We start from the raw sequence: 22,392 nt of genomic DNA, 5'->3' as shown, positions 1-22,392 counted from the left end.
CACCCAGACCACGGCTTTGCGTACGCCCGGCGTGCGTACCACCGGCGGGGACAGGCTCGTGTGCGTACGACCGGGAATACGTGCGGCGATACTGGGAGCATGGATGGACAGCTTGACCGGCGGGCCGAACTGAGCGAGTTCCTGCGCACCCGGCGGGCGCGGCTGAAGCCGGAGGACGTGGGTCTGGAGTCGTACGGACGGCAGCGCAGGGTCCCCGGGCTGCGGCGCGAGGAGCTGGCGCAGCTGGCCGGGGTGTCGGTGGCGTACTACACGCGCCTTGAACAGGGCAACGGCCAGAACGTGTCGGCGGAGGTCCTCGACGCGATCGCACGGGCGCTGCGCCTGACCGACGCCGAGCAGGCCCACCTGACCCACCTGGCGAAGCCGAAGCAGCAGCGCAGGCGGGCCGGGGCCCCGCGGGGCAAGCAGCCGGTGCGGGTGGCGCTGCTCCAGCTCCTGGAGTCGATCGACGCGGTGCCCGCGTACGTGACGGGCCGCCGCTCGGAGATCCTCGCCTGGAACCGGATGGCCGCGGCCCTCTTCGGCGACTGGGGCAAGCTGCCGGCCGCCGAGCGGAACTGGGCGCGGATGGTCTTCCTGAACCCGGACTACCGCGAGCTGTTCGTCGACTGGGACCAGAAGGCCTACGACATGGTCAGCTTCCTGCGCATGGACGCGGGCCGGCACCCGGACGACCCGCGGCTGTCCGCGCTGGTCGGCGAACTCTCCGTGAAGAGCGAGGAGTTCCGCCGCCTGTGGGCCACGCACGACGTCAAGGAGAAGAGCTACGGCGTCAAGCGGATGCGGCATCCGCTGGTCGGCGACCTCACCCTGTCCTTCGAGACGTTCCGCCTGGTCGACGACGACGAACAGGCCTTCGTCACGTACCACGCCGAGCCGGGCTCACCGTCGGCGGAGGCGCTGCGTCTGCTGGCGAGCTGGGGGACGGAGGCGACGGCCGCCCTGCGCGCCTGACCCCGGAGGCCGTCGCCCAGGAGCGCAGCTTCTCGGGGTTGCGCATCGCCCACAGGTGGCGGACGCGGTGGCCCGAGACGCCGAAGGAGTACACCGTCACGACGGCGCCGTCCTGGCAGCCGACCAGGCCGGGCCGCCCGTTGACCGTGCGTTCGAGCAGCGTCTGCCCGGACTGCCGCGGGCCGAAGCGGAGCATGCCCCGCACGATCCGCTCGCTGCCCCGCAGCGGGTGCTCCAGGGTGCGCACCACGCCGCCCCCGTCGCCGACCGCCGTCACCTCGGGGTCGAGGAGCCGGATGAGCGCATCGACGTCGTTGGTCTCCCAGGCCCGCTTGAGATCGCGAACGACGGCCGCGTCCTGCGCCGTCGACGTGGCGCCGGACTCGTGCGCGGTGCGGATCCCCCGGCGTGCCGTGGACGCGAGCCGACGGCAGGCGGCCGGCGTACGGCCGACGATCCTGGCCACCTCGGGGAACGGATAGCGGAAGACGTCGTGGAGGACGAAGGCGACCCGCTGGGCCGGGGACATCGAGTCCAGGACGACCAGAAAGGCCATGCCGACCGACTCGTCGAGGGTGATCAGATCGGCCGGGTCGGAGGCGACACCGGGTGCCCGTGCGGCGTTCCGCTCGGCGGGGTCGGCCAGCGGCTCGGGGAGCCACTGACCCACGTAGTGCTCCCGCCGTACCCGGGCGGAGCGCAGGTGGTTGAGGCAGACCCGGCTGACGACCGTCGTCAGCCAGGCCCCCGGGGACCCGACGGCCTCTTGCCGACCCGCGGGCATCGCGTACCAGCGGGCGTACGCCTCCTGGACGGCGTCCTCCGCGTCGGCCAGCGATCCGAGCATCCGGTAGGCCACGTTGATCAATTGCCGCCGCTCGCCGGTGACCGGCGCTGATCGGGTGGTCATGGCTTCCGACGCTCCTTCGGCCGCTTGCGCACGTGTCCTCACTCCCTTACGACGCGACAGCGCGGCCATGTGTGACATGCGGGCCGGGGCCCGCTCCGGGCGCGGGCTCACACTTGGGGGCGCCACGGTGTCGGAGAGGTGGAACGACGTCCGGCCGACTCGAAGGAGCCTCTCCGCCATGACCACCACCGAGGACACGACCACCACCGCACGGCAGGACGGGACACGGTCGCGCCTGCCCGACCCCACCGGGCTCTACCCGGAGTTGACGGCCCTCTCCGGGGCCGTGCAGAAGGCCGTCCGCAACGGCCCGGTCCCGCAGACCACCCTCACCCTGATGCGCCTGCGCAGCGCACAGCTGATCGGCAGCACCTACCACGGCGTCGCGGCGACCGGGGCCCTGCGCAAGGCCGGTGAGGAGGAGCGGCGCATCACGGCCGTGGCAACGTGGCAGAGCGCCCCCTGCTTCACCGAGCCGGAGCGTGCCGCGCTGGAACTCGCGGAGGCCGTCCTCACCCCGAACCCCTTCGGGGACCGGGTGGGTGACGACCTGTTCGCCAGGCTGTCCCGTCACTACGCCACCGACGAGATCTGGCATCTCACCATGGCCCTGGGCCACTTCAGCCTGTTCGTGCCGGTCGCCCTGGTCGCCAAGCCGGTGCCCGGTCGGCCCCCGGGGAAGAACTACACCGACTGACGGGACGACCGGCCGACCCGCCGTCGAGGTCCGCGCACCGGACACGGGACAGCGCCTGCCGCCCCGCTGCGGGGCGGCAGGCGCTGTGCGTGCCGAGGGGGTGAGGGCCGGGGGCGTCAGACCGCCGAACCCGCCTTCCACTGGGCCCAGTCCATGTTCCAGCCGTTGAGGCCGTTGTCCGGAGCGATGGTCTTGTCACCGGTGTTCTGGACGACGACCACGTCACCGACGATCGAGTTGTTGTAGAACCAGGCGCCCGGCGTGTTCGGGTCGCCCGCGCCCTTGGCGTCCTCCAGGCCCACGCAGCCGTGGCTGGTGTTGACGCTGCCGAAGATGCCCTTGCCCCAGTAGTTGCCGTGGATGAAGGTGCCGGAGGTGCTCAGGCGCATGGCGTGCGGCACGTCCTTGATGTCGTACTCGCCCTTGCCGTCGTCGTCGGTGAAGCCGACGGTCGAGCCGTCCATCCGGGTCTCCTTGTACTTCTCGGAGATCACCATCTGGCCTTCGTAGGTCTTGTTGTCGGGGGAGCCGGCGGAGATCGGGATGGTCTTGACGGTCTTGCCGTCCTGCGTGACCTTCATCTGCTTGGTCTTCGCGTCGACGTAGGAGACCTGGTTGCGGCCGATCTTGAAGGTGACCGACTTCTGCTGGACGCCGTAGACGCCGTCGGCGCCCTCGACCCCGTCGAGCGCCAGCTTGAGGGTGACGGTCGAACCCTCCTGCCAGTAGTCCTTGGGGCGGCAGTCCATGCGCTGGGTGGAGAACCAGTGGCAGGCGACCTCCTGGCCGCTGCTGCTGTTGACCGTGATGCCCTTCTGGACGGCGGCCTTGTCGGTGATCTCCTTGTCGAAGCTGATCGACACGGGCATCCCGACGCCGACGGTCTTGCCGTCGTCCGGGGTGAAGGTCCCGATGAAGCTGTTCTGCGGGGAGACCGTGGTGAACGAGGCGTTCTCGTGGGCGGCGCGGCCCTCGGAGTCCTGCGCGGTCGCGGTGATCTGGTACTTGGTGGCGCGCTCCAGCTGACCGCCGGGCTTCCAGCTGGTCTTGTCGGCGGATATCTCGCCCTTGACCTCGGTGCCGTCCGAGGCGGTCATCTTCACCTCGGTGAGCGTGCCCTTGCTCACGGTGACGCCGGCGGAGTTGTTGATGGAGGCGTTGTCCGAGCCGCCCTTGGGCGTGATCTTGATCTGGGCCTCGGACGTCTTCTTGGCCGCCGCTTCGTCGACCTCGGCCTGCGAGGTCTTGTTGTCCCCACCCCCGGAGGTGTCGGCGTCGCTACTGGAACATGCCGAGAGCACCAGCACACCGCCGAGCAGTGCGGACGCGGCCGCCAGGCCCTTGCGCCGCTTACCGTCCGTCATCACACGCTTCTCCATCGTTGCCGATTCCCGAAACCCCGAGATACCCCGTCAATAACTTTCAACGCTACGACCGGTTCGTCCCGTTCCACATCGCTCACGGGTGTGGGGCATACCACGTTTGCCCCAGGGGGCGGACGCCATGCGGAGAGGTGTCGGTCAGTGCGCACCGTGAGACGACGAAACCCCGGACGGCGGTTGCCGTCCGGGGTCAGGAATTTCCTCACACCGCGTCAGCCGACCGTCATTTCATCGTCTTCCGGGTCGTTCTCGTCGCCATCATCCTCGTCGAGGTCCCACTCGGGCGAGTCGGGGTCGTAGTCGATCTGCTCACTGCTCCAGGAGGCCTGCCGGAGCTCGACCCCGGGCACGGCGCCGACCAGGTCGAACGGGTCCACCAGGTGGGCCAGGGCCTCGGCGGTGTCCTCCGTCACAGCGCGCTCGGAGTCGGCCCGTTCCGCTTCGGAGAGGTCGGCGTCGCCGGCGAGGGCCTGCAGCGCGGCTCCGGTGACCGCCTCCTCGTCGTCGACCTCGAGAACCAGCTCGACGCGAATCCGTACAAACCGTGATGTCTCTGGAGTGCTCATGCCCGGAGCGTAAGGCCGACCCCTCCCGTGACTTTCCTGTGACCCGCGCCTTTCACTAACATCTGCCCACACGGCCAATTCGCCAGCGCCACAAGGGGATCGATATTCCGTGTCATCCGCTCGCCGTTCCTTGCTGACCGCCGCCGCCGCGGGCGGCCTGCTGTGTGCCCTGTGGTTCGTCCCGTCGGCCAACGCGACCACCGAGACACCGGTGCTCGAGTCCGCGGCCGCGACACCGTCTGCGCAGGTCACGGCCCAGGCGAGAGCCGCATCCGCGGACACGGCCGCCGCCGCGTCCACGGACACCGCGGCGTCCGGCGAGGGCACGACCCGGCTGGCCGACACCGGCAGCTTCGACAGCACGCCGTACGTCGTCGGCGGCGCCCTCTGCCTCGGCCTCGGCGCCGGGTTCGTGGGCTACTCGGTCCGCCGGGAACGCCTCGGCTTTTGAGAGAACTTGACGTTCTTTTGGCTTTCTTGACGGTCCGGGGCATCCCCGGCCGTTGGGAGCGTCCGGAGCGTCCGGGAGCAGCACGAGGGGCCCCGGCGTCATCCAGCCGGGGCCCCTCGGACACGTCGCCGTCCGCTAGCGCAGCGGCCCCGTGACCGTCTCCGCCGCCGCGACCAGGTGCCCGGCGCGCACGAACGCGTCCGCCGCGGCGAGGTCGGGCGCCAGGAAGCGGTCCGGGCCGGGGCCCTCGACCCCGGCCGCCCGTACGGCGTCGATGACGGCCTGCGACGCGGGCGCCGGGGTCAGGCCCTCGCGGAGCTGGATCGCACGCGTGGCGGCGTACAGCTCGACGGCGATCACGCGCGCGAGGTTGTCGACCGCCGTGCGCAGCTTGCGCGCCGCCGACCAGCCCATCGACACGTGGTCCTCCTGCATGGCGGAGGACGGGATGGAGTCGGCGGAGGCCGGTACGGCGAGCCGCTTCAGCTCACCGACCAGGGCGGCCTGGGTGTACTGGGCGATCATCAGCCCGGAGTCGACGCCCGCGTCGTCGGCGAGGAACGGCGGCAGTCCGTGGCTGCGGTTCTTGTCCAGGAGCCGGTCGGTGCGCCGCTCGGCGATGGAACCGAGGTCGGCCACGGCGACGGCGAGGAAGTCCAGGACGTAGGCGACCGGGGCGCCGTGGAAGTTGCCGTTGGACTCCACGCGCCCGTCGGGCAGGACGACCGGGTTGTCGACGGCCGCGGCCAGCTCGCGCTCGGCGACGAGCCCGGCGTGGGCCATGGTGTCGCGTCCGGCGCCGGCCACCTGCGGCGCGCAGCGCACCGAGTAGGCGTCCTGGACGCGGGGGGCGTCGTCCTGGTGGTGCCCGGTCAGGCCGGAGCCCTTGAGCACGGCGGCCATGTTGGCGGCGCTCGCGGCCTGTCCCGGGTGCGGGCGGATGGCGTGCAGCTCGGGGGCGAGCACCTTGTCGGTGCCGAGCAGGGCCTCCATGGTCAGCGCGGCGGTGATGTCGGCCGACTTGTAGAGGGTGTCGAGGTCGGCGAGGGCCATGACCAGCATGCCGAGCATGCCGTCGGTGCCGTTGAGGAGGGCGAGGCCCTCCTTCTCGCGCAGCTCGACCGGGGCGATCCCGTGCGCGGCGAGCAGCTCACCGGCCGGCCGTACGGTGCCGTCGGGGCCCTCGGCGTCGCCCTCGCCCATGAGGGTCAGCGCGCAGTGCGACAGCGGGGCCAGGTCGCCGGAGCAGCCCAGGGAGCCGTACTCGTGCACGACCGGGGTGATCCCGGCGTTGAGCACGTCGGCCATGGTCTGGGCGACCTCGGGGCGGACACCGGTGTGGCCGGAGCAGACGGTCTTCAGCCGCAGGAACATCAGCGCGCGCACCACCTCGCGCTCGACGCGCGGGCCCATCCCGGCGGCGTGCGAGCGGACGATGTTGCGCTGCAACTGGGCGCGCAGGTCGGGGCTGATGTGCCGGGTCGCCAGGGCGCCGAAGCCGGTGCTCACGCCGTACACGGGGTCCGGCTTCGCGGCCAGCGCGTCCACGATGCCGCGGGCCGCGGCCAGGGCAGCGACCGCGTCGTCGGAGAGCTCGATCCGGGCGCCGCCGCGCGCCACGGCGAGAACGTCGGAGGCGGTGGCCCCGGACGTCCCCACCACCACAGTGTGCATATCCATATTCAGGAGCGTACGCAGTGAATTCGATGATGTCACGAGGGGATGCGTCACGGATGCGCACGGGCTGCACCCCTTACCGGCTCGGCGTCACGGCGAGTGCCGCCCGCGGAACCTCCTCCGCTCCCCGTCCTCCTCCCGGGAGGGCTCGTCCGCGAGCCGCACGACGGGGTCGTCGGGCCCCTCGCGTCCCGCGACGACCGGCCCGACCGCCCGCTCGGCCTTGGCCCGGTACTGGGCGGCGTCGGCGAGCCGGAACAGCCGCCGCGCGGAGCGCACCGGCCCGACGGGGTCCTCGGTGGACGCGACCCCGCAGGCCACGCCGTCCCCCAGCTCCAGCTCGGCCGCCCGGCGGCACAGCTCCTCGGCCGCCTTGACCACGGCGTCGGCGGGCGGCCCGACCGCGAGCAGGCAGAACTCGTCCCCGCCGAGCCGCGCCGCGAGCGCCCCCGGCAGCATCGCCCCGCACAGCGACAGCACCGACCCGAACCGCTCCAGGAGCCGGTCCCCGACGGCGTGACCGTGCGTGTCGTTCACCCGCTTGAGGCCGTTCAGGTCGCACACGACGAGGCTGACGACGATCCCCTCCTCGCGGTGCCGCTCGACGGCCTCGTCCAGCGCGGAGTCGACGGCGCGGCGGTTGGCGAGCCCGGTGAGCGCGTCCGTGTACGCGAGACGCCGGACCTCTTCCAGCCGCTCGGTCTGCGCGATCCCGGCGGCGACGACGGAGGCCAGCACGGTGGCGAAGTCGGCGTCGCCCCGCTCGAAGACCCGCTCCCCCACCGGACGGGCCACGTACAGCTCGCCCCACGCGCGCCCGTGCAGCACGATCGGCGCGACCACGCAGCAGCCGCGACCCCGGCGGCGCAGGGCGGCGACGCGCTGATGGACGTACCCGGGGCGTCCGGCGGCGGGGCCCTCGGCCGTCTCGACCCAGGCGTCGGGCTCGCCGCCGCCGGCCCAGCGCTCGTGCAGGAACTCGGTGATCTCCGCGAACTGGTGCACCGGGTAGGACTCGTTCTCCGGGAACTCCTCCTCGTCCTCGGCCCGCCGCCCGACGTTCACGAGCACCCGCAGCCGTCCCAGCTCCCGCTCCCACACCGACAGCGCGGCGAAGCTGCCGCCCAGCGCCAGACATCCCCCGACGGCCGCCGCCCGCCACGCCTCACGCGCGCTGTGCGCGGCGGCCATCCCCTGCGCAAGCGCCACCACGGCCGCGAGCCGCCTGTCGTCACCCATCACTCCAGGCTAGGGAGATTCCTGAAGAAACGTTACTCAAGCAGGGCGAACCGGGCGAGTGTCGTCCGGACCCGGCACCCCGCACCGGAAACCCCGCCGAAGCCGACCACGCCGGACAACGACCGACAGCTCCCCCACCGCCCCCGACCACAGCGGGCGGCACCGGACGGCCGACGGCTCACCCGGCCACGTGCCGGACGGCGGCCCCGTCCGGCCGGCCGGCGTCCCGTCAAGGGCAGGCACAGGGCCTGCGAACGACCGCTCACGCCGCACGGCGACGAGGGTCGCCGACCACGGCCGAGGCACCGGACCGCACCGGGCACCGACACCGGAGTCCGCCATGCCGGACCACCGCCGACGGGTCGCCACGCCGCGCCCGACCACGGCGGGCCACGCAGGGCGTACGGCCGGGGCTCACCCGGTCACACGCCGGACGGCGGCGGTGTCCCCTCGGTCCACCTACTCGCCCGGCCAGCGCGGTGCCCTCTTCTCGTTGAACGCCGCCACGCCCTCCGCCCGGTCCCCCGAGAAGGCCACCGACCGCCACGCGGCGTCCTCGACCTCAAGGCCCGCCCGCAGGTCGAGACCGTGCCCGAGGCGCAGCGCCCGCTTGGCCGCCCGCAGGCCCACGGGCGAGTTCGCGGCCATCCGGGAGGCCAGCTCCAGCGCGTCCTCCCGGTCCCGTCCCTCGCCCACCAGCTGGTCCACGAGCCCGAGCTCGCGCGCCTCCTCGGCCGCCACCCGCCGTGCCGTGAACACCAGCTCGGCCGCTCGCGCCGCCCCCACCCGGCGCGGCAGCAGCTGCGTACCGCCGCCGCCCGGGATCACGCCCACCGACACCTCGGGCAGCCCCACCACGGCCGTACGGTCGGCCACGATCACGTCGCACGCCAGCGCCAGCTCGAACCCGCCGCCCAGCGCGAAGCCGTGCACGGCCGCGACCGTGGGCTGCGGCAGCTCGAGCACCGCCGTGTAGGCCCCCCGCGTCACCGGCCGCTGGCGCAGCAGGTCGGCGTCGGAGAAGGAGTTGCGCTCCTTCAGGTCCGCCCCGACGCAGAACGCCCGCTCGTGGGTCGAGGTCAGCACCACCACCCGGACGCTCCGGTCCTCCCCCAGCGCCGCGCAGGCCGCGCTCAGGGACTGGGCCATGGCGGTCGAGACGGCGTTCATGGCCTTCGGCCGGTCGAGCGCGAGCTCCGCGACATGCCCGTCCCCGTGCCGCCGCACCAGGACGAACTCTCCGAACCGCTCCTCGCTCATGACACCCTCCGGTTAACGCGTGTTAACAAGTCGACCGCCCGATCATCGCAGGCGGGCCCGCGCGGGGGAAGCCCGGACGCGCCCGCTCCGCACGCCGACCCCGCCCACCCGTTCGAGTGACATACGGCCGACCGCCCCACTCCGGCCGACGGCAGACCGTAGCCTCGCTCCGCCACGGCGCAGCGGGGGCGCGTGCGCACCGGGGAGGGACCATGACGACGACCGGCACACCGACGACCGGCGGACCGACCACCGGCACGACAACCGACGCGGCGACGGAGCCGCGGTACGCGTGGTGCCGCCGCGGCCGGCACCGCAGGCCCCGTCCCCGCAAGGTGCTGCTGATGGCCGGCGGCCTCGCCCTGGCGGCCGGCGCGCTGAGCCTCGTACGGCTGCTGCCCGAGCCCGGCGCCGACGCGGGCGGCGGCTTCGGCGCCGGGGCGGGGCCGCGCGTGGAGGGCGGGGGCACGGCCTCGGACCGGGCGACGGGGGCCGCCGCCGCGGACGCGGGCGGAGCACCCGGAGCGAGCCCTTCGGCGACGTCCGCCATGGGCGGACTGAGCGGCTCGCCCGGACCGGGGCTCATACCCGGCCTCGTGCCGGGCCCGTCCGCGAGCGGTCCCCCGGGCCCGCTCCTCACGGCCACCACCGCACCCGCGCCCGGCGACCCGGCAGGACCGGACACCTCCGACGGGCGGAGACCGGGAACAGGGGGAGACGGCCACGAAGGGGAAGGGGAGAGGGGGCGGGAGGACGGCGCCGGCGACCCGGCTCGGACCGCGGCCCCGGACACTCCGCGGCCGTCGCGGTCCGACGGCCCCGCGCCCCGTCCCACACCGACCCCGCCACCGGTCCGCAGCACGCCACCGGCGTCCGATCCGGCGCCGGAGCCCGACGATCCGGGCCTGTGTGTGCCCGTCATCGGGCTCTGCGTCGACCTGCCCGGCGGATGAACAACTGGGCTCCCGGCGCTCCGCGACCCCCGGGGGCGCCCTACGACTCCCGGCCGCCCTCTCCCCGCCGAGTGAGCAGCCACGGCTCGACCACGCCGAGACCGCGTACCGGACGCTGCCACATCGGCTGGAGCGCGAAGCGGTACACCGGCGGCTCCTCGCCCTCCTTCTCCGCGGCGGCCGCCTCCTCGGCCGCCGCCGACTCCGAGGCGGGGGCGTCCCCGGTGCGGATCAGCTCCTCCGCGAAGGCGGAGTCGACGAGCACGGCGTCCTTGGGGGCTATCGAGGTGAGCCGGGAGGCCAGGTTGACGGTCGTGCCGAAGACGTCGCCCATCCGGGTGGTGACCGTGCCGAAGGCGATGCCGACGCGCAGCTCCGGCATGGTCTCGTCGTTGGCCATCGTCTCGACGAGGAGCAGCGCGATCTCGGCGGCCGTACCGGCGTCGTCCGCGGCGTAGAGCACCTCGTCGCCGAGGGTCTTGACCAGCCGTCCACCGCGCGCGGCCACCAGGTCGGCGGAGGTGGTCTCGAAGGCCTCGACCAGTTCGCCGAGCTCCTCCTCCTCCATCCGCCGGGTCAGCCGCGTGAAGCCGACCAGGTCCGCGAAGCCCACCGCGAGCCGCCGGTCCACCATCTCCTCGTCGTCCCCGGCCTGGATGACCCGGCCGGCCGAGGCGGCGAGCTGGCGCCGCCAGACGTAGACGAGGAACTCCTGCAGCTCGGGCAGGAGCAGTTCGACGATGGGATACGTCACCTCGGTGCGCGTCATCCCCGGCTCGGGGGGCTCGGTGAGGCCCTCCAGGAACGAGTCGATCTGCCACTCGGCCAACCGGGCGGTGGTCTGTCCCGTGGACCGGGCGACCTGGACGGCCATCGCCTCGCTGAGCAGCCCGGCCTCCACCAGACCGGCCAGTCGCCGCAGGGCGAGGACGTCGGCCTCGGTGAGCGCCTTGGCCTGGCCGATGTCGGCGAAGCCCATGGCCCGCCAGAAACGGGAGGCCAGTTCCATGGAGACACCCGCGCTGCGGGCGGCCTGGAAGGGGGTGTAGCGGCGCTCGGCGCCCAGGATGAGCCCCTCGAGGCGCAGCGCGAGCGGGTCCTCGCCGGGGTCGGCGGAGTCCGGGGCGGGCTCGGGGTCCACCCGGCCGTCCCCGTCCGCGCCGGAGCCGGTGTCGTCGACGGTCACGCCTGTTGCCTTTCCGATCTGCCGCGGTCAGGTTCGACCGGCCCCAACTTTACGTCAGGTGTGCCCCAGCTCACTCCGGTGCGTCCCGCACTCCGAGAGTGCCCCGGGACCGCGCTCACGCCAACCGCAGATGCACGATGTCACCCGCTCCCACCGGCTCCTGCACCCCCTCCTCCGTCGCCAGCACCAGCCGCCCGTCGCCGTCCACGGCCACCGCCTCCCCCACCAGCGACCGGTCCCCCGGCAGCTCCGCGCGCACCATGCGCCCGAGCGTCGCGCAGCCCGCCGCGTACGTCTCCTGGAGCCCGCTGGCCGCCGGGTCGCCCCCGGCCTCGCGCCAGCGCCCGTACCAGTCCTCCAGCGACCGCAGCACCCCGCGCAGCAGCGGGTCCCGGTCGGTGTTCACGGCACCGGCCAGCGCGAGCGACCCGGCCCGCGGGACCGGCAGTTCGTCGGCGCGGAGCGAGACGTTGATGCCGACGCCGATGACGACGCCGTCGTCCCCGGCCCGCTCGGCGAGGATGCCGCCGGCCTTGCGTTCCTCGTCGCCGACGGTCACCAGCAGGTCGTTGGGCCACTTCAGGGCGGTGTCGACGCCCGCGACGCGGGACAGCCCGGTCGCCACGGCGACGCCGGTGAGCAGCGGCAGCCAGCCCCAGCGGGTCACCGGGACCTCGGCGGGGCGCAGCAGGACGGAGAAGAACAGCCCGGAGCGGGCCGGTGCCGTCCACTGCCGGTCCAGCCGTCCGCGCGCGGCGCTCTGCTCCTCGGCGACGAGGACGACGCCCTCCGCCAGGTCCCCCTCGGCGGCCCGGGCCACGAGGTCGGAGTTGGTGGAGCCGGTGCGCTGCACCACGTCCACCTCCCGCCACAGCCCTCCCTCGCGCACCAGTCCCCGGCGCAGCGACATACGGCTGAGGGGCGGCCGGTCCAGGTCGGACCACCGGCTGTGCGCGGAACCGGGGGAGTCGGAGGAGTCGGAGGAGTCTCGGGGCGTCATGCAACCCACCCTAGGTGTGGGAAACACCGCACTGCCGATCGGAAGGCCCCCTACTACTCTACGAACGAGTAACCGTCCCCCCCTTTTGAGCAGGCAGGGAGCCGCATCCCGATGTCCGAGCCGGAAGAGCAGCAGCCCGACATCCACACGACCGCGGGCAAGCTCGCGGATCTCAGGCGCCGTATCGAGGAAGCGACGCACGCCGGATCCGCACGCGCCGTCGAGAAACAGCACGCCAAGGGCAAGCTGACGGCTCGTGAGCGCATCGACCTCCTCCTCGACGAGGGTTCCTTCGTCGAGCTGGACGAGTTCGCCCGGCACCGCTCCACCAACTTCGGCCTGGACGCCAACCGCCCCTACGGCGACGGCGTCGTCACCGGCTACGGCACCGTCGACGGCCGCCCGGTCGCGGTCTTCTCCCAGGACTTCACCGTCTTCGGCGGCGCGCTGGGCGAGGTCTACGGCCAGAAGATCGTCAAGGTCATGGACTTCGCGCTGAAGACCGGCTGCCCGGTCGTCGGCATCAACGACTCCGGCGGCGCCCGCATCCAGGAGGGCGTGGCCTCGCTCGGGGCGTACGGCGAGATCTTCCGCCGCAACACCCACGCCTCGGGCGTCATCCCGCAGATCAGCCTGGTCGTCGGGCCCTGCGCGGGCGGCGCGGTCTACTCCCCCGCGATCACCGACTTCACGGTCATGGTCGACCAGACCAGCCACATGTTCATCACCGGCCCCGACGTCATCAAGACGGTCACCGGCGAGGACGTCGGCTTCGAGGAGCTGGGCGGCGCTCGCACCCACAACTCCGCCTCGGGCGTGGCCCACCACATGGCCGGCGACGAGAAGGACGCCGTCGAGTTCGTCAAGCAGCTCCTGTCGTACCTGCCGTCCAACAACCTCTCCGAGGCCCCGGCCTTCCCCGAGGAGGCCGACCTCTCGGTCACGGACGAGGACGCCGAGCTGGACACGATCGTCCCGGACTCGGCGAACCAGCCCTACGACATGCACTCCGTCATCGAGCACGTCCTGGACGACGCCGAGTTCTTCGAGACGCAGCCGCTGTTCGCGCCGAACATCCTCACCGGCTTCGGCCGGGTCGAGGGCCGCCCGGTCGGCATCGTCGCCAACCAGCCCATGCAGTTCGCCGGGTGCCTGGACATCACCGCATCCGAGAAGGCCGCCCGGTTCGTGCGCACCTGCGACGCCTTCAACGTCCCCGTGATCACCTTCGTGGACGTCCCCGGCTTCCTGCCCGGCGTCGACCAGGAGCACGACGGCATCATCCGCCGCGGCGCCAAGCTGATCTTCGCCTACGCCGAGGCCACGGTGCCGCTCATCACGGTCATCACCCGCAAGGCCTTCGGCGGCGCCTACGACGTCATGGGCTCCAAGCACCTGGGGGCCGACCTCAACCTGGCCTGGCCCACCGCCCAGATCGCCGTCATGGGCGCCCAGGGCGCGGTCAACATCCTGCACCGCCGCACCATCGCCGAGGCCGGGGCGAGCGGCGAGGACGTCGAAGCGGTCCGCGCCCGCCTGATCCAGGAGTACGAGGACGCCCTCCTCAACCCCTACACGGCGGCCGAGCGCGGCTACGTCGACGCGGTGATCATGCCCTCCGACACCCGCCGCCACATCGTCCGCGGTCTGCGCCAGCTGCGCACCAAGCGGGAGAACCTGCCCCCGAAGAAGCACGGCAACATCCCCCTCTGATCCCCCCGGAAGGAGCCGCTGTGACCATCAAGGTCGTACGGGGCAACCCCACCCCGGAAGAACTGGCCGCCGCCCTGACGGTGGTCAGGGCCCGCGCGGCGACGGCAGCCTCGGAGCCGTCCACCACCGACCGCCCGCGCGACGCCTGGTCCGACCCGTCCCGCATCGCGACCCACCGCCTGCCACACCCCGGCCCGACGGCATGGGGCCGCACCTACTGGCCGAGCTGAGAACCGAGGCCAACCTTCCAGGGGCGCGGGGAACCGCGCACAGCACTGCAACCCCGCGCCCCGATATAGGTACTCATACTCAAGCGCGCCCCCCGGCCAAGCCCCACGCTGGTGGCATGCTGTGGTCCGACCCCGAGAACGAGCCGCCCGAGGAACTGCGCGACATGCAGGTCATGCTGCGGCGGCTGAGCCTCTTTCTGGCGCTGGCCATGGTCCTGGCGATGATCGTGCTCGGCCTGCGCTGAGACGTCTCGCTCCCCGGCAGCGCCGATACCCTGGCCCCATGACCGACCAGCAGCAGCCCCGCCGCCGCCTCGTCCTCGCCTCCCAGTCCCCGGCCCGGCTCGGCCTGCTGCGCCAGGCCGGACTCGCCCCCGAGGTCCTCGTGAGCGGCGTCGACGAGGAAGCCGTCACCGCCCCCACCCCCGCCGAGCTGGCCCTCGCCCTGGCCGAGGCCAAGGCGTCCGTGGTGGCCGCGAAGCCCGAGGTGCACGGCGCCCTGGTGATCGGCTGCGACTCGGTGCTCGACCTGGACGGCCAGGCGCTCGGCAAGCCGGCGGACGCCGAGGAGGCCACCGCCCGCTGGAAGGCGATGCGCGGTCGGGCGGGCACGCTGCAGACCGGCCACTGCGTCTGGGACACCGCCTCCGGCCGCCACGTCTCGGCGACCGCTTCCACCGTCGTCCGCTTCGGCGAGCCGACCGACGCCGAGATCGCCGCCTACGTGGCCTCCGGTGAACCCCTGTACGTCGCGGGCGCCTTCACCCTGGACGGCCGCTCGGCGCCGTTCATCGACGGCATCGAGGGCGACCACGGCAACGTCATCGGCCTGAGCCTGCCCCTGCTGCGCCGCCTCCTGGCCGAGTTGGGGACCGGTATCACGGAGTTGTGGGCGCCGGCGGAGGGCTGACCGGGGAGCCGTCCCCGCCCTTGCCGCCGTTGTCGCCCTCGGGCCGCGGCCCGGCGGCGGGCTCCTCGCGGGCGTCGTACGTCATCAGCAGCAGCACGATGAGGCCCAGTACGACGATCATGAAGACGAAGGCGCCGGGCCCCACCAGCCCCCAGGAGAACGCGCCGAGCAGCCCGTGCACCACGGCGGCGCTGATCAGCAGGATCCGGCCGAGCCCCGCGGGTGCGCGGTCCCGCAGCGCCACGAGCAGCGCGACCAGGCCGCACAGCGCGAAGTACAGCCCGAAGACGACCCCGCCGATCTTCGAGGAGAGGGACATCGTGTCCGGGTCGAGACCGGCCAGGGACATGTCCTGGCGGTCGACGACGATCCCCAGGAACCAGTTCAGCGCCGCGACACCGACCGCCTCCACGAAGAGCACGACCGCCACGATCCACGCCACCGGCCTGCGCACTGACACCGGTCCCCACCCACTTCCGACCGCTGCCGCACAGGACAGCTGTTACCCCAAGTACGTTCGAGACACGGGGAACGCTACTAACGGGTAAACCTCGCCACAAGGGTTCCGGCACGAGCAAAGAATCATTGGGCCATTAGTAGGGACTCCACAAAGAAACGGAGTGGCCCGCAGCACGCCCTTACAGAGACCTTGACCACACGGGAGGGCTAGGGTTTCCCCCAGGAGTCCTGCGTAGCGCGGTACCGCATGGGCTTCCGGGGGTCGAGCGAGCCTCGAATCACGCTCCGTGTGGGCAAGCTCACCATTGGGGACGGGTCGTAGTGCCGTGTCGGCAGTCCCTAAACTCGGCTTGTTTCAAGGAGGGAGCCTCAATCGTGCGCAAGGTGCTCATCGCCAACCGTGGCGAAATCGCTGTCCGCGTGGCCCGGGCCTGCCGGGACGCCGGGATCGCGAGCGTGGCCGTCTACGCGGACCCGGACCGGGACGCATTGCATGTCCGCGCCGCTGATGAGGCGTTCGCCCTGGGTGGTGACACCCCCGCGACCAGCTATCTGGACATCGAGAAGGTCCTCAAAGCCGCGCGCGAGTCGGGTGCGGACGCCATCCATCCCGGCTACGGATTCCTTTCCGAGAACGCGGAGTTCGCGCAGGCGGTCCTGGACGCCGGTCTGATCTGGATCGGCCCGCCCCCGCAGGCCATCCGCGACCTGGGCGACAAGGTCGCCGCCCGTCACATCGCCCAGCGCGCCGGTGCCCCGCTGGTCGCCGGCACCCCGGACCCCGTCTCCGGCGCGGACGAGGTCGTCGCCTTCGCCGAGGAGCACGGCCTGCCCATCGCGATCAAGGCGGCCTTCGGCGGCGGCGGACGCGGCCTCAAGGTCGCCCGTACCCTCGACGAGGTCCCCGAGCTGTACGACTCCGCCGTCCGCGAGGCCGTGGCCGCCTTCGGCCGCGGCGAGTGCTTCGTCGAGCGCTACCTCGACAAGCCCCGCCACGTGGAGACGCAGTGCCTGGCCGACCAGCACGGCAACGTGGTCGTCGTCTCCACCCGCGACTGCTCCCTGCAGCGCCGCCACCAGAAGCTGGTGGAGGAGGCCCCCGCCCCCTTCCTGTCGGACGCCCAGCTGGCGGAGCTGTACTCGTCCTCCAAGGCGATCCTCAAGGAGGCCGGCTACGTCGGCGCCGGCACGGTCGAGTTCCTCGTCGGCATGGACGGCACGATCTCCTTCCTGGAGGTCAACACCCGCCTGCAGGTCGAGCACCCGGTCACCGAGGAAGTCGCCGGCATCGACCTGGTCCGCGAGATGTTCCGCATCGCCGACGGCGAGGAACTCGGCTACGACGACCCCGCGCTGCGCGGCCACTCCTTCGAGTTCCGCATCAACGGCGAGGACCCCGGCCGCGGCTTCCTGCCGGCCCCCGGCACCGTCACCCGCTTCGAGGCGCCCACCGGTCCCGGCGTCCGCCTGGACGCCGGCGTCGAGTCCGGCAGCGTGATCGGCCCGGCCTGGGACTCCCTGCTGGCGAAGCTGATCGTCACCGGCCGCACCCGCAAGGAGGCGCTGGAGCGTGCGGCCCGCGCCCTGGACGAGTTCCAGGTCGAGGGCATGGCCACCGCCATCCCCTTCCACCGCACGGTCGTCCGCGACCCGGCCTTCGCGCCCGAGCTCACCGGCTCCACCGACCCCTTCACGGTCCACACCCGCTGGATCGAGACGGAGTTCGTCAACGAGATCAAGCCCTTCACCGCGCCCGCCGACACCGAGGCGGACGAGGAGAGCGGCCGCGAGACGGTCGTCGTCGAGGTCGGCGGCAAGCGCCTGGAGGTCTCCCTCCCCTCCTCGCTCGGCATGTCCCTGGCCCGCACCGGCCTGGCGGCCGGCGCCCGTCCCAAGCGCCGCGCGGCGAAGAAGTCCGGCCCCGCGGCCTCGGGCGACACCCTCGCCTCCCCGATGCAGGGCACGATCGTGAAGCTCGCCGTGGAAGAGGGCCAGGAGGTCCAGGAGGGCGACCTGATCGTCGTCCTGGAAGCCATGAAGATGGAACAGCCGATCAACGCCCACAAGTCCGGCACCGTCAAGGGCCTGGGCGCGGAGGTCGGCGCCTCCGTCACCGCCGGCGCCGCGATCTGCGAGATCAAGGACTGAGGGACACCCGCACCGCAGCAGCACGCCGGGGGCGCCCGGCGGACCGCATCACACGGTCCGCCGGGCGCCCCCGTCGCTGTCCTGCGGACGGGGACCGCCGGACGATTCGGAGCCCGGCCTAGCGGCGGCGCATGTCGGCGACGCGCGCCCGTTCCGTCCCGCCGTTCTGCTCACTCAGGGCGGTGGCCGACCGCAGCCCCGTCGCCGCGCCCGGAACCTGTCGGCGTGGCCCCGGAAGCGGCACGTCCCGGCGCTGCTGACGCGCGACGGATTCACCCCCCGAGGCCCCCGGTGTCCCGCTGCCGTTCGCCGCACCACCCCCCGACGCCCCGGCCACGGCGATCTGCACGCCCTGGTCGGCCAGGGCCTGGAGCTCGGTGGCGGCGCGGTCGTCGTGGGCCGGCGACTCGTCGGTGACCAGACGGGTGATGACGTCGGTGGGCACGGTCTGGAACATGGTGTCCGTGCCCAGCTTGGAGTGGTCGGCGAGGACGACGACCTCGGCGGCGGCCTGGACCAGCGCCCGGTCGACGGACGCCGACAGCATGTTGGACGTGGACAGGCCCCGCTCGGCGGTCAGCCCGCTCCCGGACAGGAAGGCCTTGGAGACCCGCAGCCCCTGCAGGGACTGCTCGGCGCCGGACCCCACCAGGGCGTAGTTGGACCCCCGGAGCGTGCCGCCGGTCATCACGACCTCGACCCGGTTGGCGTGGGCGAGGGCCTGGGCCACCAGCAGCGAGTTGGTGACGACCGTCAGCCCGGGCACCCGCGCGAGCCGGCGGGCCAGCTCCTGCGTCGTGGTACCCGCCCCCACCACGATGGCCTCGCCCTCTTCGACGAGGCCCGCGGCGAGATCGGCGATGGCCGTCTTCTCGGCGGTCGCGAGATGGGACTTCTGCGGAAAGCCGGACTCTCGCGTGAACCCGCCCGGCAGTACCGCACCGCCGTGCCGGCGGTCGAGGAGTCCTTCTGCCTCCAGTGCGCGCACGTCCCGCCGTACGGTCACTTCGGAGGTCTGGACGACGCGGGCGAGCTCACGGAGCGACACGGCCCCGTTCGCTCGCACCATTTCGAGGATCAATTGGCGACGTTCTGCAGCGAACACGAAACTGACAGTAACCCCAACGACCGTCTGCTTTCAGCAGTATGCGCCGAATAACAGAAGTTGTTCGCATGCCACCACGCGAAGTGGTATACGGGCCTACCCCGGCCGCCTATGCCGTACGCAAGGGCCGCAACTCCCCGTGACCAGCGGGGAGTCATTTCCGGCCGCGGGCCGCCGGGCTAGCCCTCCCCGCCGGCCTTCCGGGTGTGCAACTGCCGCGCCACCTCCGCGATCGACCCCGAGAGCGAGGGGTACACGGTGAAGGCGTTGGCGATCTGCTCGACCGTCAGGTTGTTGTCGACCGCGATCGAGATCGGGTGAATGAGCTCCGAGGCACGCGGCGCCACCACGACGCCCCCCACCACGATCTCGGTACCGGGCCGGCAGAAGATCTTGACGAAGCCGTCCCGGATGCCCTGCATCTTGGCGCGCGGGTTGCGCAGCAGCGGCAGCTTCACCACGCGGGCGTCGATCTTGCCCGCGTCCACATCGGCCTGCGAGTAGCCGACGGTGGCGATCTCGGGGTCGGTGAAGACGTTGGCGGACACGGTCTTCAGGTTCAGCGGGGTCACGGCGTCGCCGAGGAAGTGGTACATGGCGATCCGCCCCTGCATCGCCGCCACCGAGGCGAGCGCGAAGACGCCGGTGACGTCACCGGCGGCGTACACGCCGGGGGCCGAGGTCCGCGAGACCCGGTCGGTCTTGATGTGCCCGGAGTCCTTGAGCCGGACCCCGGCCTCCTCCAGCCCCATCCCCTCGGTGTTGGGAATGGCGCCGACGGCCATCAGGCAGTGCGACCCGGTGATGACCCGCCCGTCCGACAGCGTCACTTCCACCCGGTCGCCCACCCGCTTGGCGGACTGGGCCCGGGAGCGCGACATGACGTTCATCCCGCGCCGCCGGAAGACGTCCTCCAGCACGGCCGCGGCGTCCGGGTCCTCGCCGGGCAGCACCCGGTCGCGCGACGACACGAGCGTGACCCGCGACCCGAGGGCCTGATAGGCACCGGCGAACTCGGCACCGGTCACACCGGACCCGACCACGATCAGCTCTTCGGGCAGCTCCTCCAGGTCGTAGACCTGGGTCCAGTTCAGGATCCGCTCCCCGTCGGGCCGCGCGTCCGGCAGCTCCCGCGGATGCCCGCCGGTGGCGACGAGCACCGCGTCCGCGGTCAGCGTCTCCTCGCTCCCGTCGGCGGCCCGCACCACGACCTTGCGGGAGCCGTCCAGTCCCTGCATGCCCTCCAGCCGCCCGCGCCCCCGCATGACCCGCGCACCCGCGCGGGTCACGGAGGCGGTGATGTCGTGCGACTGCGCCAGCGCCAGCCGCTTCACCCGGCGGTTGACCTTGCCCAGGTCGACCCCCACCACCCGGGCGGCCTGCTCCATGGGCGGGGTGTCGTCGGCGACGATGATCCCCAGCTCCTCGTAGGAGGAGTCGAAGGTGGTCATCACCTCAGCCGTGGCGATGAGGGTCTTGGACGGCACGCAGTCGGTCAGCACCGACGCCCCGCCCAGGCCGTCGCAGTCGACGACGGTCACCTCCGCGCCGAGCTGAGCGGCCACCAGCGCCGCTTCGTATCCGCCGGGTCCGCCGCCAATGATCACGATCCGAGTCACGTACTCCATTGTCCCGCACCCTTCAACGACCGGCCGCCCGGGGCCACCACCGTTACAAGAGCGGCGCGTACCCTTCCCCCATGTCGCTCTACGCCGCCTACGCCGGCAACCTCGACGCGCGGCTGATGACCCGCCGCGCCCCGCACTCGCCGCTGCGCGCCACCGGCTGGCTGAACGGGTGGCGGCTGACCTTCGCGGGCGAGCACATGGGCTGGGAGGGCGCGCTCGCGACCCTCGTCGAGGACCCGCTCTCCCAGGTCTTCGTCGCCCTCTACGACGTCGCCCCGATGGACGAGGACTCCCTCGACCGCTGGGAGGGCGTGGGTCTGGACATCTACCGCCGCACCCGCGTCCGCGCCCACACCCTCGACGGCGAGGAGGGCGCCTGGACCTACGTCCTGAACGCCTACGAGGGAGGTCTGCCCTCCGCCCGCTACCTGGGCGAGATCGCGGACGCCGCCGAGTCGGCCGGCGCGCCCCACGACTACGTGATGGAACTCCGCAAGCGCCCCTGCTGAGGGCACCCCCGTCAAAACCTCCAACCCAAAAACCACCATCCCGTGACCTCCGCCATCTACGCGCGTAGCCGCAAACCGGCTACCCTCTTCGGCGTGAACGCATCTCTTCTTCCGGACGACATCCAGGGCGACCCCTACGCCGCCGCCGACGCCGCCGCGGCCCGCCTGCGCGAACTCACCGGCGCCGAGACCCACGACGTCGCCCTGGTCATGGGCTCCGGCTGGGCACCGGCCGTGGACGCCCTGGGCGCCCCCGAGGCCGATCTCCAGGTCACCGACCTGCCGGGCTTCCCCAAGCCGGCGGTGGAGGGGCACGGCGGCAAGGTCCGCTCGTACTCCATCGGCGACAAGCGCGCACTGGTCTTCCTGGGCCGCACCCACTACTACGAGGGCCACGGCGTGGCCGCCGTCTCCCACGGCGTCCGCACCGCCGTCGCCGCGGGCGCCAAGACGATCATCCTGACCAACGGCTGCGGCGGCCTGCGCGAGGGCATGCGCCCCGGCCAGCCGGTCCTGATCAGCGACCACATCAACCTCACCGCCACCTCCCCCGTCGTCGGCGCCAACTTCGTCGACCTCACCGACCTCTACTCGCCCCGTCTGCGGGCGCTGTGCAAGGAGGTCGACGCCACGCTGGAGGAGGGTGTCTACGCCCAGTTCCCCGGCCCGCACTACGAGACTCCGGCCGAGATCCGCATGGCCCGGGTGATCGGCGCCGACCTGGTGGGCATGTCCACGGTTCTGGAGGCGATCGCGGCCCGCGAGGCCGGGGCGGAGGTGCTGGGCATCTCCCTGGTCACCAACCTCGCCGCGGGCATGACGGGCGAGCCCCTCAACCACGAGGAGGTCCTCCAGGCGGGCCGCGACTCGGCTGCGCGCATGGGGACGCTGCTGACGCAGGTGCTGGGCCGGCTGTAGCCGAGGCCCAGTGGTCCGGCGTGGGCTTGGCACCCGGCGCGGATCTGGCCGCGGGGGTGGGTCGCGTGACCCGGCGCCGCACGCGGTGCCCGGCGCGGGGGTGGGGAGCGCGGCCCGGCGTTGCGGGGTGCCGCTGCGCCCACCCTCCCCCACTCTCGGCTTCGCTCGAGCGGGGCCCCCATCGCCCCAGCGGCACGACTGCCCGCAGCGACGGCGGCACGGCGGCTGACCGCAGCCGGAGCGACGCGGCGGGATAGTCGCGTACGGCGGGAAGGGGGCGGGTCGGGGGGGTGTCCGCCCGCAGCGGTTGGCGCGTCAACGCCGGTCAGATCTGTGGCCGACCGATTCCGCGCCGTTCCGAGGACGGACACCCCCCCGGCGGGCCCCCGGCCCCCCCCCCCCCGGCGGGGGGCCCGGGCCCCCCCCCCCCGGCGCCCCCGGCCCGCCCGGCCCCCCCCCCCCCCCCCCCCCCGCCG

Annotated in this window: 22 protein-coding genes; 11 read left to right on the top strand and 11 right to left on the bottom strand. The window is 72.7% G+C overall.

Annotated elements, in window-relative coordinates:
• Nucleotides 1-99 precede the first annotated feature (99 nt).
• Nucleotides 100-975 (top strand): helix-turn-helix domain-containing protein, encoded by an 876-nt coding sequence (locus ACIQFU_RS05345; protein WP_402549099.1) that lies wholly within the window; start codon nucleotides 100-102, stop codon nucleotides 973-975.
• Here ACIQFU_RS05345 and sigJ read toward each other — a convergent pair.
• Complete coding sequence (gene sigJ, locus ACIQFU_RS05340; protein WP_402549097.1) at nucleotides 881-1,885, bottom strand: RNA polymerase sigma factor SigJ; 1,005 nt, start codon at nucleotides 1,883-1,885, stop codon at nucleotides 881-883. The two genes, ACIQFU_RS05345 and sigJ, sit on opposite strands and share 95 nt — an antisense overlap.
• A 178-nt stretch (nucleotides 1,886-2,063) precedes the next feature.
• On the opposite strand from sigJ, the gene ACIQFU_RS05335 reads away from it, so the two are divergent.
• Complete coding sequence (locus ACIQFU_RS05335; protein WP_402549096.1) at nucleotides 2,064-2,582, top strand: carboxymuconolactone decarboxylase family protein; 519 nt, start codon at nucleotides 2,064-2,066, stop codon at nucleotides 2,580-2,582.
• 116 nt (nucleotides 2,583-2,698) lie between these two features.
• Here ACIQFU_RS05335 and ACIQFU_RS05330 read toward each other — a convergent pair whose 3' ends face one another.
• Nucleotides 2,699-3,946 carry an Ig-like domain-containing protein gene (locus tag ACIQFU_RS05330; RefSeq protein WP_402549095.1) on the bottom strand — a complete coding sequence of 416 codons (1,248 nt, stop codon included), beginning with the start codon at nucleotides 3,944-3,946 and terminating at the stop codon, nucleotides 2,699-2,701.
• Nucleotides 3,947-4,176: 230 nt separating this feature from the next.
• Nucleotides 4,177-4,530: a hypothetical protein gene (locus ACIQFU_RS05325; RefSeq protein ID WP_402549093.1), complete on the bottom strand. Its 354-nt coding sequence runs from the start codon at nucleotides 4,528-4,530 to the stop codon at nucleotides 4,177-4,179.
• A gap of 109 nt (nucleotides 4,531-4,639) precedes the next feature.
• Between ACIQFU_RS05325 and ACIQFU_RS05320 the strand changes: the two genes are divergently transcribed.
• Nucleotides 4,640-4,981 (top strand): hypothetical protein, encoded by a 342-nt coding sequence (locus tag ACIQFU_RS05320; protein ID WP_402549092.1) that lies wholly within the window; start codon nucleotides 4,640-4,642, stop codon nucleotides 4,979-4,981.
• A gap of 135 nt (nucleotides 4,982-5,116) precedes the next feature.
• Here ACIQFU_RS05320 and hutH read toward each other — a convergent pair whose 3' ends face one another.
• The 3 genes from hutH to ACIQFU_RS05305 form a co-directional block, all read right to left on the bottom strand.
• Entirely contained in the window at nucleotides 5,117-6,655 is a 1,539-nt protein-coding gene (gene hutH / locus ACIQFU_RS05315; protein ID WP_402549265.1) for a histidine ammonia-lyase, read from the bottom strand.
• A gap of 93 nt (nucleotides 6,656-6,748) precedes the next feature.
• On the bottom strand, nucleotides 6,749-7,897 hold the full coding sequence (locus tag ACIQFU_RS05310) for a diguanylate cyclase domain-containing protein (RefSeq protein WP_402549091.1): 1,149 nt from the start codon (nucleotides 7,895-7,897) through the stop codon (nucleotides 6,749-6,751).
• Nucleotides 7,898-8,356: 459 nt separating this feature from the next.
• Nucleotides 8,357-9,157: an enoyl-CoA hydratase/isomerase family protein gene (locus ACIQFU_RS05305; RefSeq protein ID WP_402549089.1), complete on the bottom strand. Its 801-nt coding sequence runs from the start codon at nucleotides 9,155-9,157 to the stop codon at nucleotides 8,357-8,359.
• Nucleotides 9,158-9,369: 212 nt separating this feature from the next.
• On the opposite strand from ACIQFU_RS05305, the gene ACIQFU_RS05300 reads away from it, so the two are divergent.
• Complete coding sequence (locus tag ACIQFU_RS05300) at nucleotides 9,370-10,110, top strand: hypothetical protein (protein WP_402549087.1); 741 nt, start codon at nucleotides 9,370-9,372, stop codon at nucleotides 10,108-10,110.
• Between the two features lie 40 nt (nucleotides 10,111-10,150).
• Here ACIQFU_RS05300 and ACIQFU_RS05295 read toward each other — a convergent pair whose 3' ends face one another.
• Complete coding sequence (locus ACIQFU_RS05295) at nucleotides 10,151-11,296, bottom strand: adenylate/guanylate cyclase domain-containing protein (protein WP_402549086.1); 1,146 nt, start codon at nucleotides 11,294-11,296, stop codon at nucleotides 10,151-10,153.
• 115 nt (nucleotides 11,297-11,411) lie between these two features.
• Entirely contained in the window at nucleotides 11,412-12,296 is an 885-nt protein-coding gene (locus ACIQFU_RS05290; RefSeq protein WP_402549084.1) for a biotin--[acetyl-CoA-carboxylase] ligase, read from the bottom strand.
• Between the two features lie 111 nt (nucleotides 12,297-12,407).
• Between ACIQFU_RS05290 and ACIQFU_RS05285 the strand changes: the two genes are divergently transcribed.
• The 4 genes from ACIQFU_RS05285 to ACIQFU_RS05270 all read left to right on the top strand — a co-directional run bounded on the left by ACIQFU_RS05285 (nucleotide 12,408) and on the right by ACIQFU_RS05270 (nucleotide 15,149).
• Nucleotides 12,408-14,009, top strand: coding sequence for an acyl-CoA carboxylase subunit beta (locus ACIQFU_RS05285; RefSeq protein WP_402549083.1), 1,602 nt, complete (start codon nucleotides 12,408-12,410; stop codon nucleotides 14,007-14,009).
• Nucleotides 14,010-14,029: 20 nt separating this feature from the next.
• A complete protein-coding gene (locus ACIQFU_RS05280; RefSeq protein ID WP_402549082.1) occupies nucleotides 14,030-14,239 on the top strand; it encodes an acyl-CoA carboxylase subunit epsilon in 210 nt (69 codons plus the stop codon).
• A gap of 116 nt (nucleotides 14,240-14,355) precedes the next feature.
• Nucleotides 14,356-14,484 (top strand): morphogenic membrane protein MmpB, encoded by a 129-nt coding sequence (mmpB, locus tag ACIQFU_RS05275; RefSeq protein WP_402549081.1) that lies wholly within the window; start codon nucleotides 14,356-14,358, stop codon nucleotides 14,482-14,484.
• A gap of 38 nt (nucleotides 14,485-14,522) precedes the next feature.
• Complete coding sequence (locus tag ACIQFU_RS05270; protein WP_402549080.1) at nucleotides 14,523-15,149, top strand: nucleoside triphosphate pyrophosphatase; 627 nt, start codon at nucleotides 14,523-14,525, stop codon at nucleotides 15,147-15,149.
• Here the strand turns inward: ACIQFU_RS05270 and ACIQFU_RS05265 are convergent.
• Nucleotides 15,118-15,609: a hypothetical protein gene (locus tag ACIQFU_RS05265; RefSeq protein WP_402549079.1), complete on the bottom strand. Its 492-nt coding sequence runs from the start codon at nucleotides 15,607-15,609 to the stop codon at nucleotides 15,118-15,120. The two genes, ACIQFU_RS05270 and ACIQFU_RS05265, sit on opposite strands and share 32 nt — an antisense overlap.
• A 374-nt stretch (nucleotides 15,610-15,983) precedes the next feature.
• Between ACIQFU_RS05265 and ACIQFU_RS05260 the strand changes: the two genes are divergently transcribed.
• Nucleotides 15,984-17,756: an acetyl/propionyl/methylcrotonyl-CoA carboxylase subunit alpha gene (locus tag ACIQFU_RS05260; RefSeq protein WP_402549078.1), complete on the top strand. Its 1,773-nt coding sequence runs from the start codon at nucleotides 15,984-15,986 to the stop codon at nucleotides 17,754-17,756.
• A gap of 118 nt (nucleotides 17,757-17,874) precedes the next feature.
• On the opposite strand, the gene ACIQFU_RS05255 is transcribed toward ACIQFU_RS05260, so the two are convergent.
• Together ACIQFU_RS05255 and ACIQFU_RS05250 are read right to left on the bottom strand one after the other, a co-directional pair.
• A complete protein-coding gene (locus ACIQFU_RS05255) occupies nucleotides 17,875-18,861 on the bottom strand; it encodes a DeoR/GlpR family DNA-binding transcription regulator (RefSeq protein ID WP_402549077.1) in 987 nt (328 codons plus the stop codon).
• A 179-nt stretch (nucleotides 18,862-19,040) separates the two neighbouring features.
• On the bottom strand, nucleotides 19,041-20,489 hold the full coding sequence (locus ACIQFU_RS05250; protein ID WP_402549075.1) for an NAD(P)H-quinone dehydrogenase: 1,449 nt from the start codon (nucleotides 20,487-20,489) through the stop codon (nucleotides 19,041-19,043).
• 71 nt (nucleotides 20,490-20,560) lie between these two features.
• On the opposite strand from ACIQFU_RS05250, the gene ACIQFU_RS05245 reads away from it, so the two are divergent.
• Nucleotides 20,561-20,998: a gamma-glutamylcyclotransferase gene (locus ACIQFU_RS05245; protein WP_402549074.1), complete on the top strand. Its 438-nt coding sequence runs from the start codon at nucleotides 20,561-20,563 to the stop codon at nucleotides 20,996-20,998.
• A 93-nt stretch (nucleotides 20,999-21,091) separates the two neighbouring features.
• Nucleotides 21,092-21,916: a purine-nucleoside phosphorylase gene (locus ACIQFU_RS05240; protein ID WP_402549072.1), complete on the top strand. Its 825-nt coding sequence runs from the start codon at nucleotides 21,092-21,094 to the stop codon at nucleotides 21,914-21,916.
• Nucleotides 21,917-22,392: the final 476 nt, after the last annotated feature.

It is taken from the genome of Streptomyces sp. NPDC093065 (assembly GCF_044754585.1).
GTDB lineage: Bacteria > Actinomycetota > Actinomycetes > Streptomycetales > Streptomycetaceae > Streptomyces.
This window is presented reverse-complemented; position numbering and strand designations above follow the sequence as displayed.

Excerpts from the sequence above, each read along its gene's own strand:
- ACIQFU_RS05270 (WP_402549080.1), top strand. The coding sequence starts at position 14,523 with ATGACCGACCAGCAGCAGCCCCGCCGCCGCCTCGTCCTCGCCTCCCAG.
- sigJ (WP_402549097.1), bottom strand. The coding sequence starts at position 1,885 with ATGACCACCCGATCAGCGCCGGTCACCGGCGAGCGGCGGCAATTGATC.
- ACIQFU_RS05305 (WP_402549089.1), bottom strand. The coding sequence starts at position 9,157 with ATGAGCGAGGAGCGGTTCGGAGAGTTCGTCCTGGTGCGGCGGCACGGG.
- hutH (WP_402549265.1), bottom strand. The coding sequence starts at position 6,655 with ATGCACACTGTGGTGGTGGGGACGTCCGGGGCCACCGCCTCCGACGTT.
- ACIQFU_RS05300 (WP_402549087.1), top strand. The coding sequence starts at position 9,370 with ATGACGACGACCGGCACACCGACGACCGGCGGACCGACCACCGGCACG.
- ACIQFU_RS05310 (WP_402549091.1), bottom strand. The coding sequence starts at position 7,897 with ATGGGTGACGACAGGCGGCTCGCGGCCGTGGTGGCGCTTGCGCAGGGG.
- ACIQFU_RS05285 (WP_402549083.1), top strand. The coding sequence starts at position 12,408 with ATGTCCGAGCCGGAAGAGCAGCAGCCCGACATCCACACGACCGCGGGC.
- ACIQFU_RS05290 (WP_402549084.1), bottom strand. The coding sequence starts at position 12,296 with ATGACGCCCCGAGACTCCTCCGACTCCTCCGACTCCCCCGGTTCCGCG.
- ACIQFU_RS05325 (WP_402549093.1), bottom strand. The coding sequence starts at position 4,530 with ATGAGCACTCCAGAGACATCACGGTTTGTACGGATTCGCGTCGAGCTG.
- ACIQFU_RS05245 (WP_402549074.1), top strand. The coding sequence starts at position 20,561 with ATGTCGCTCTACGCCGCCTACGCCGGCAACCTCGACGCGCGGCTGATG.
- ACIQFU_RS05250 (WP_402549075.1), bottom strand. The coding sequence starts at position 20,489 with ATGGAGTACGTGACTCGGATCGTGATCATTGGCGGCGGACCCGGCGGA.
- ACIQFU_RS05345 (WP_402549099.1), top strand. The coding sequence starts at position 100 with ATGGATGGACAGCTTGACCGGCGGGCCGAACTGAGCGAGTTCCTGCGC.
- mmpB (WP_402549081.1), top strand. The coding sequence starts at position 14,356 with ATGCTGTGGTCCGACCCCGAGAACGAGCCGCCCGAGGAACTGCGCGAC.
- ACIQFU_RS05330 (WP_402549095.1), bottom strand. The coding sequence starts at position 3,946 with ATGACGGACGGTAAGCGGCGCAAGGGCCTGGCGGCCGCGTCCGCACTG.
- ACIQFU_RS05335 (WP_402549096.1), top strand. The coding sequence starts at position 2,064 with ATGACCACCACCGAGGACACGACCACCACCGCACGGCAGGACGGGACA.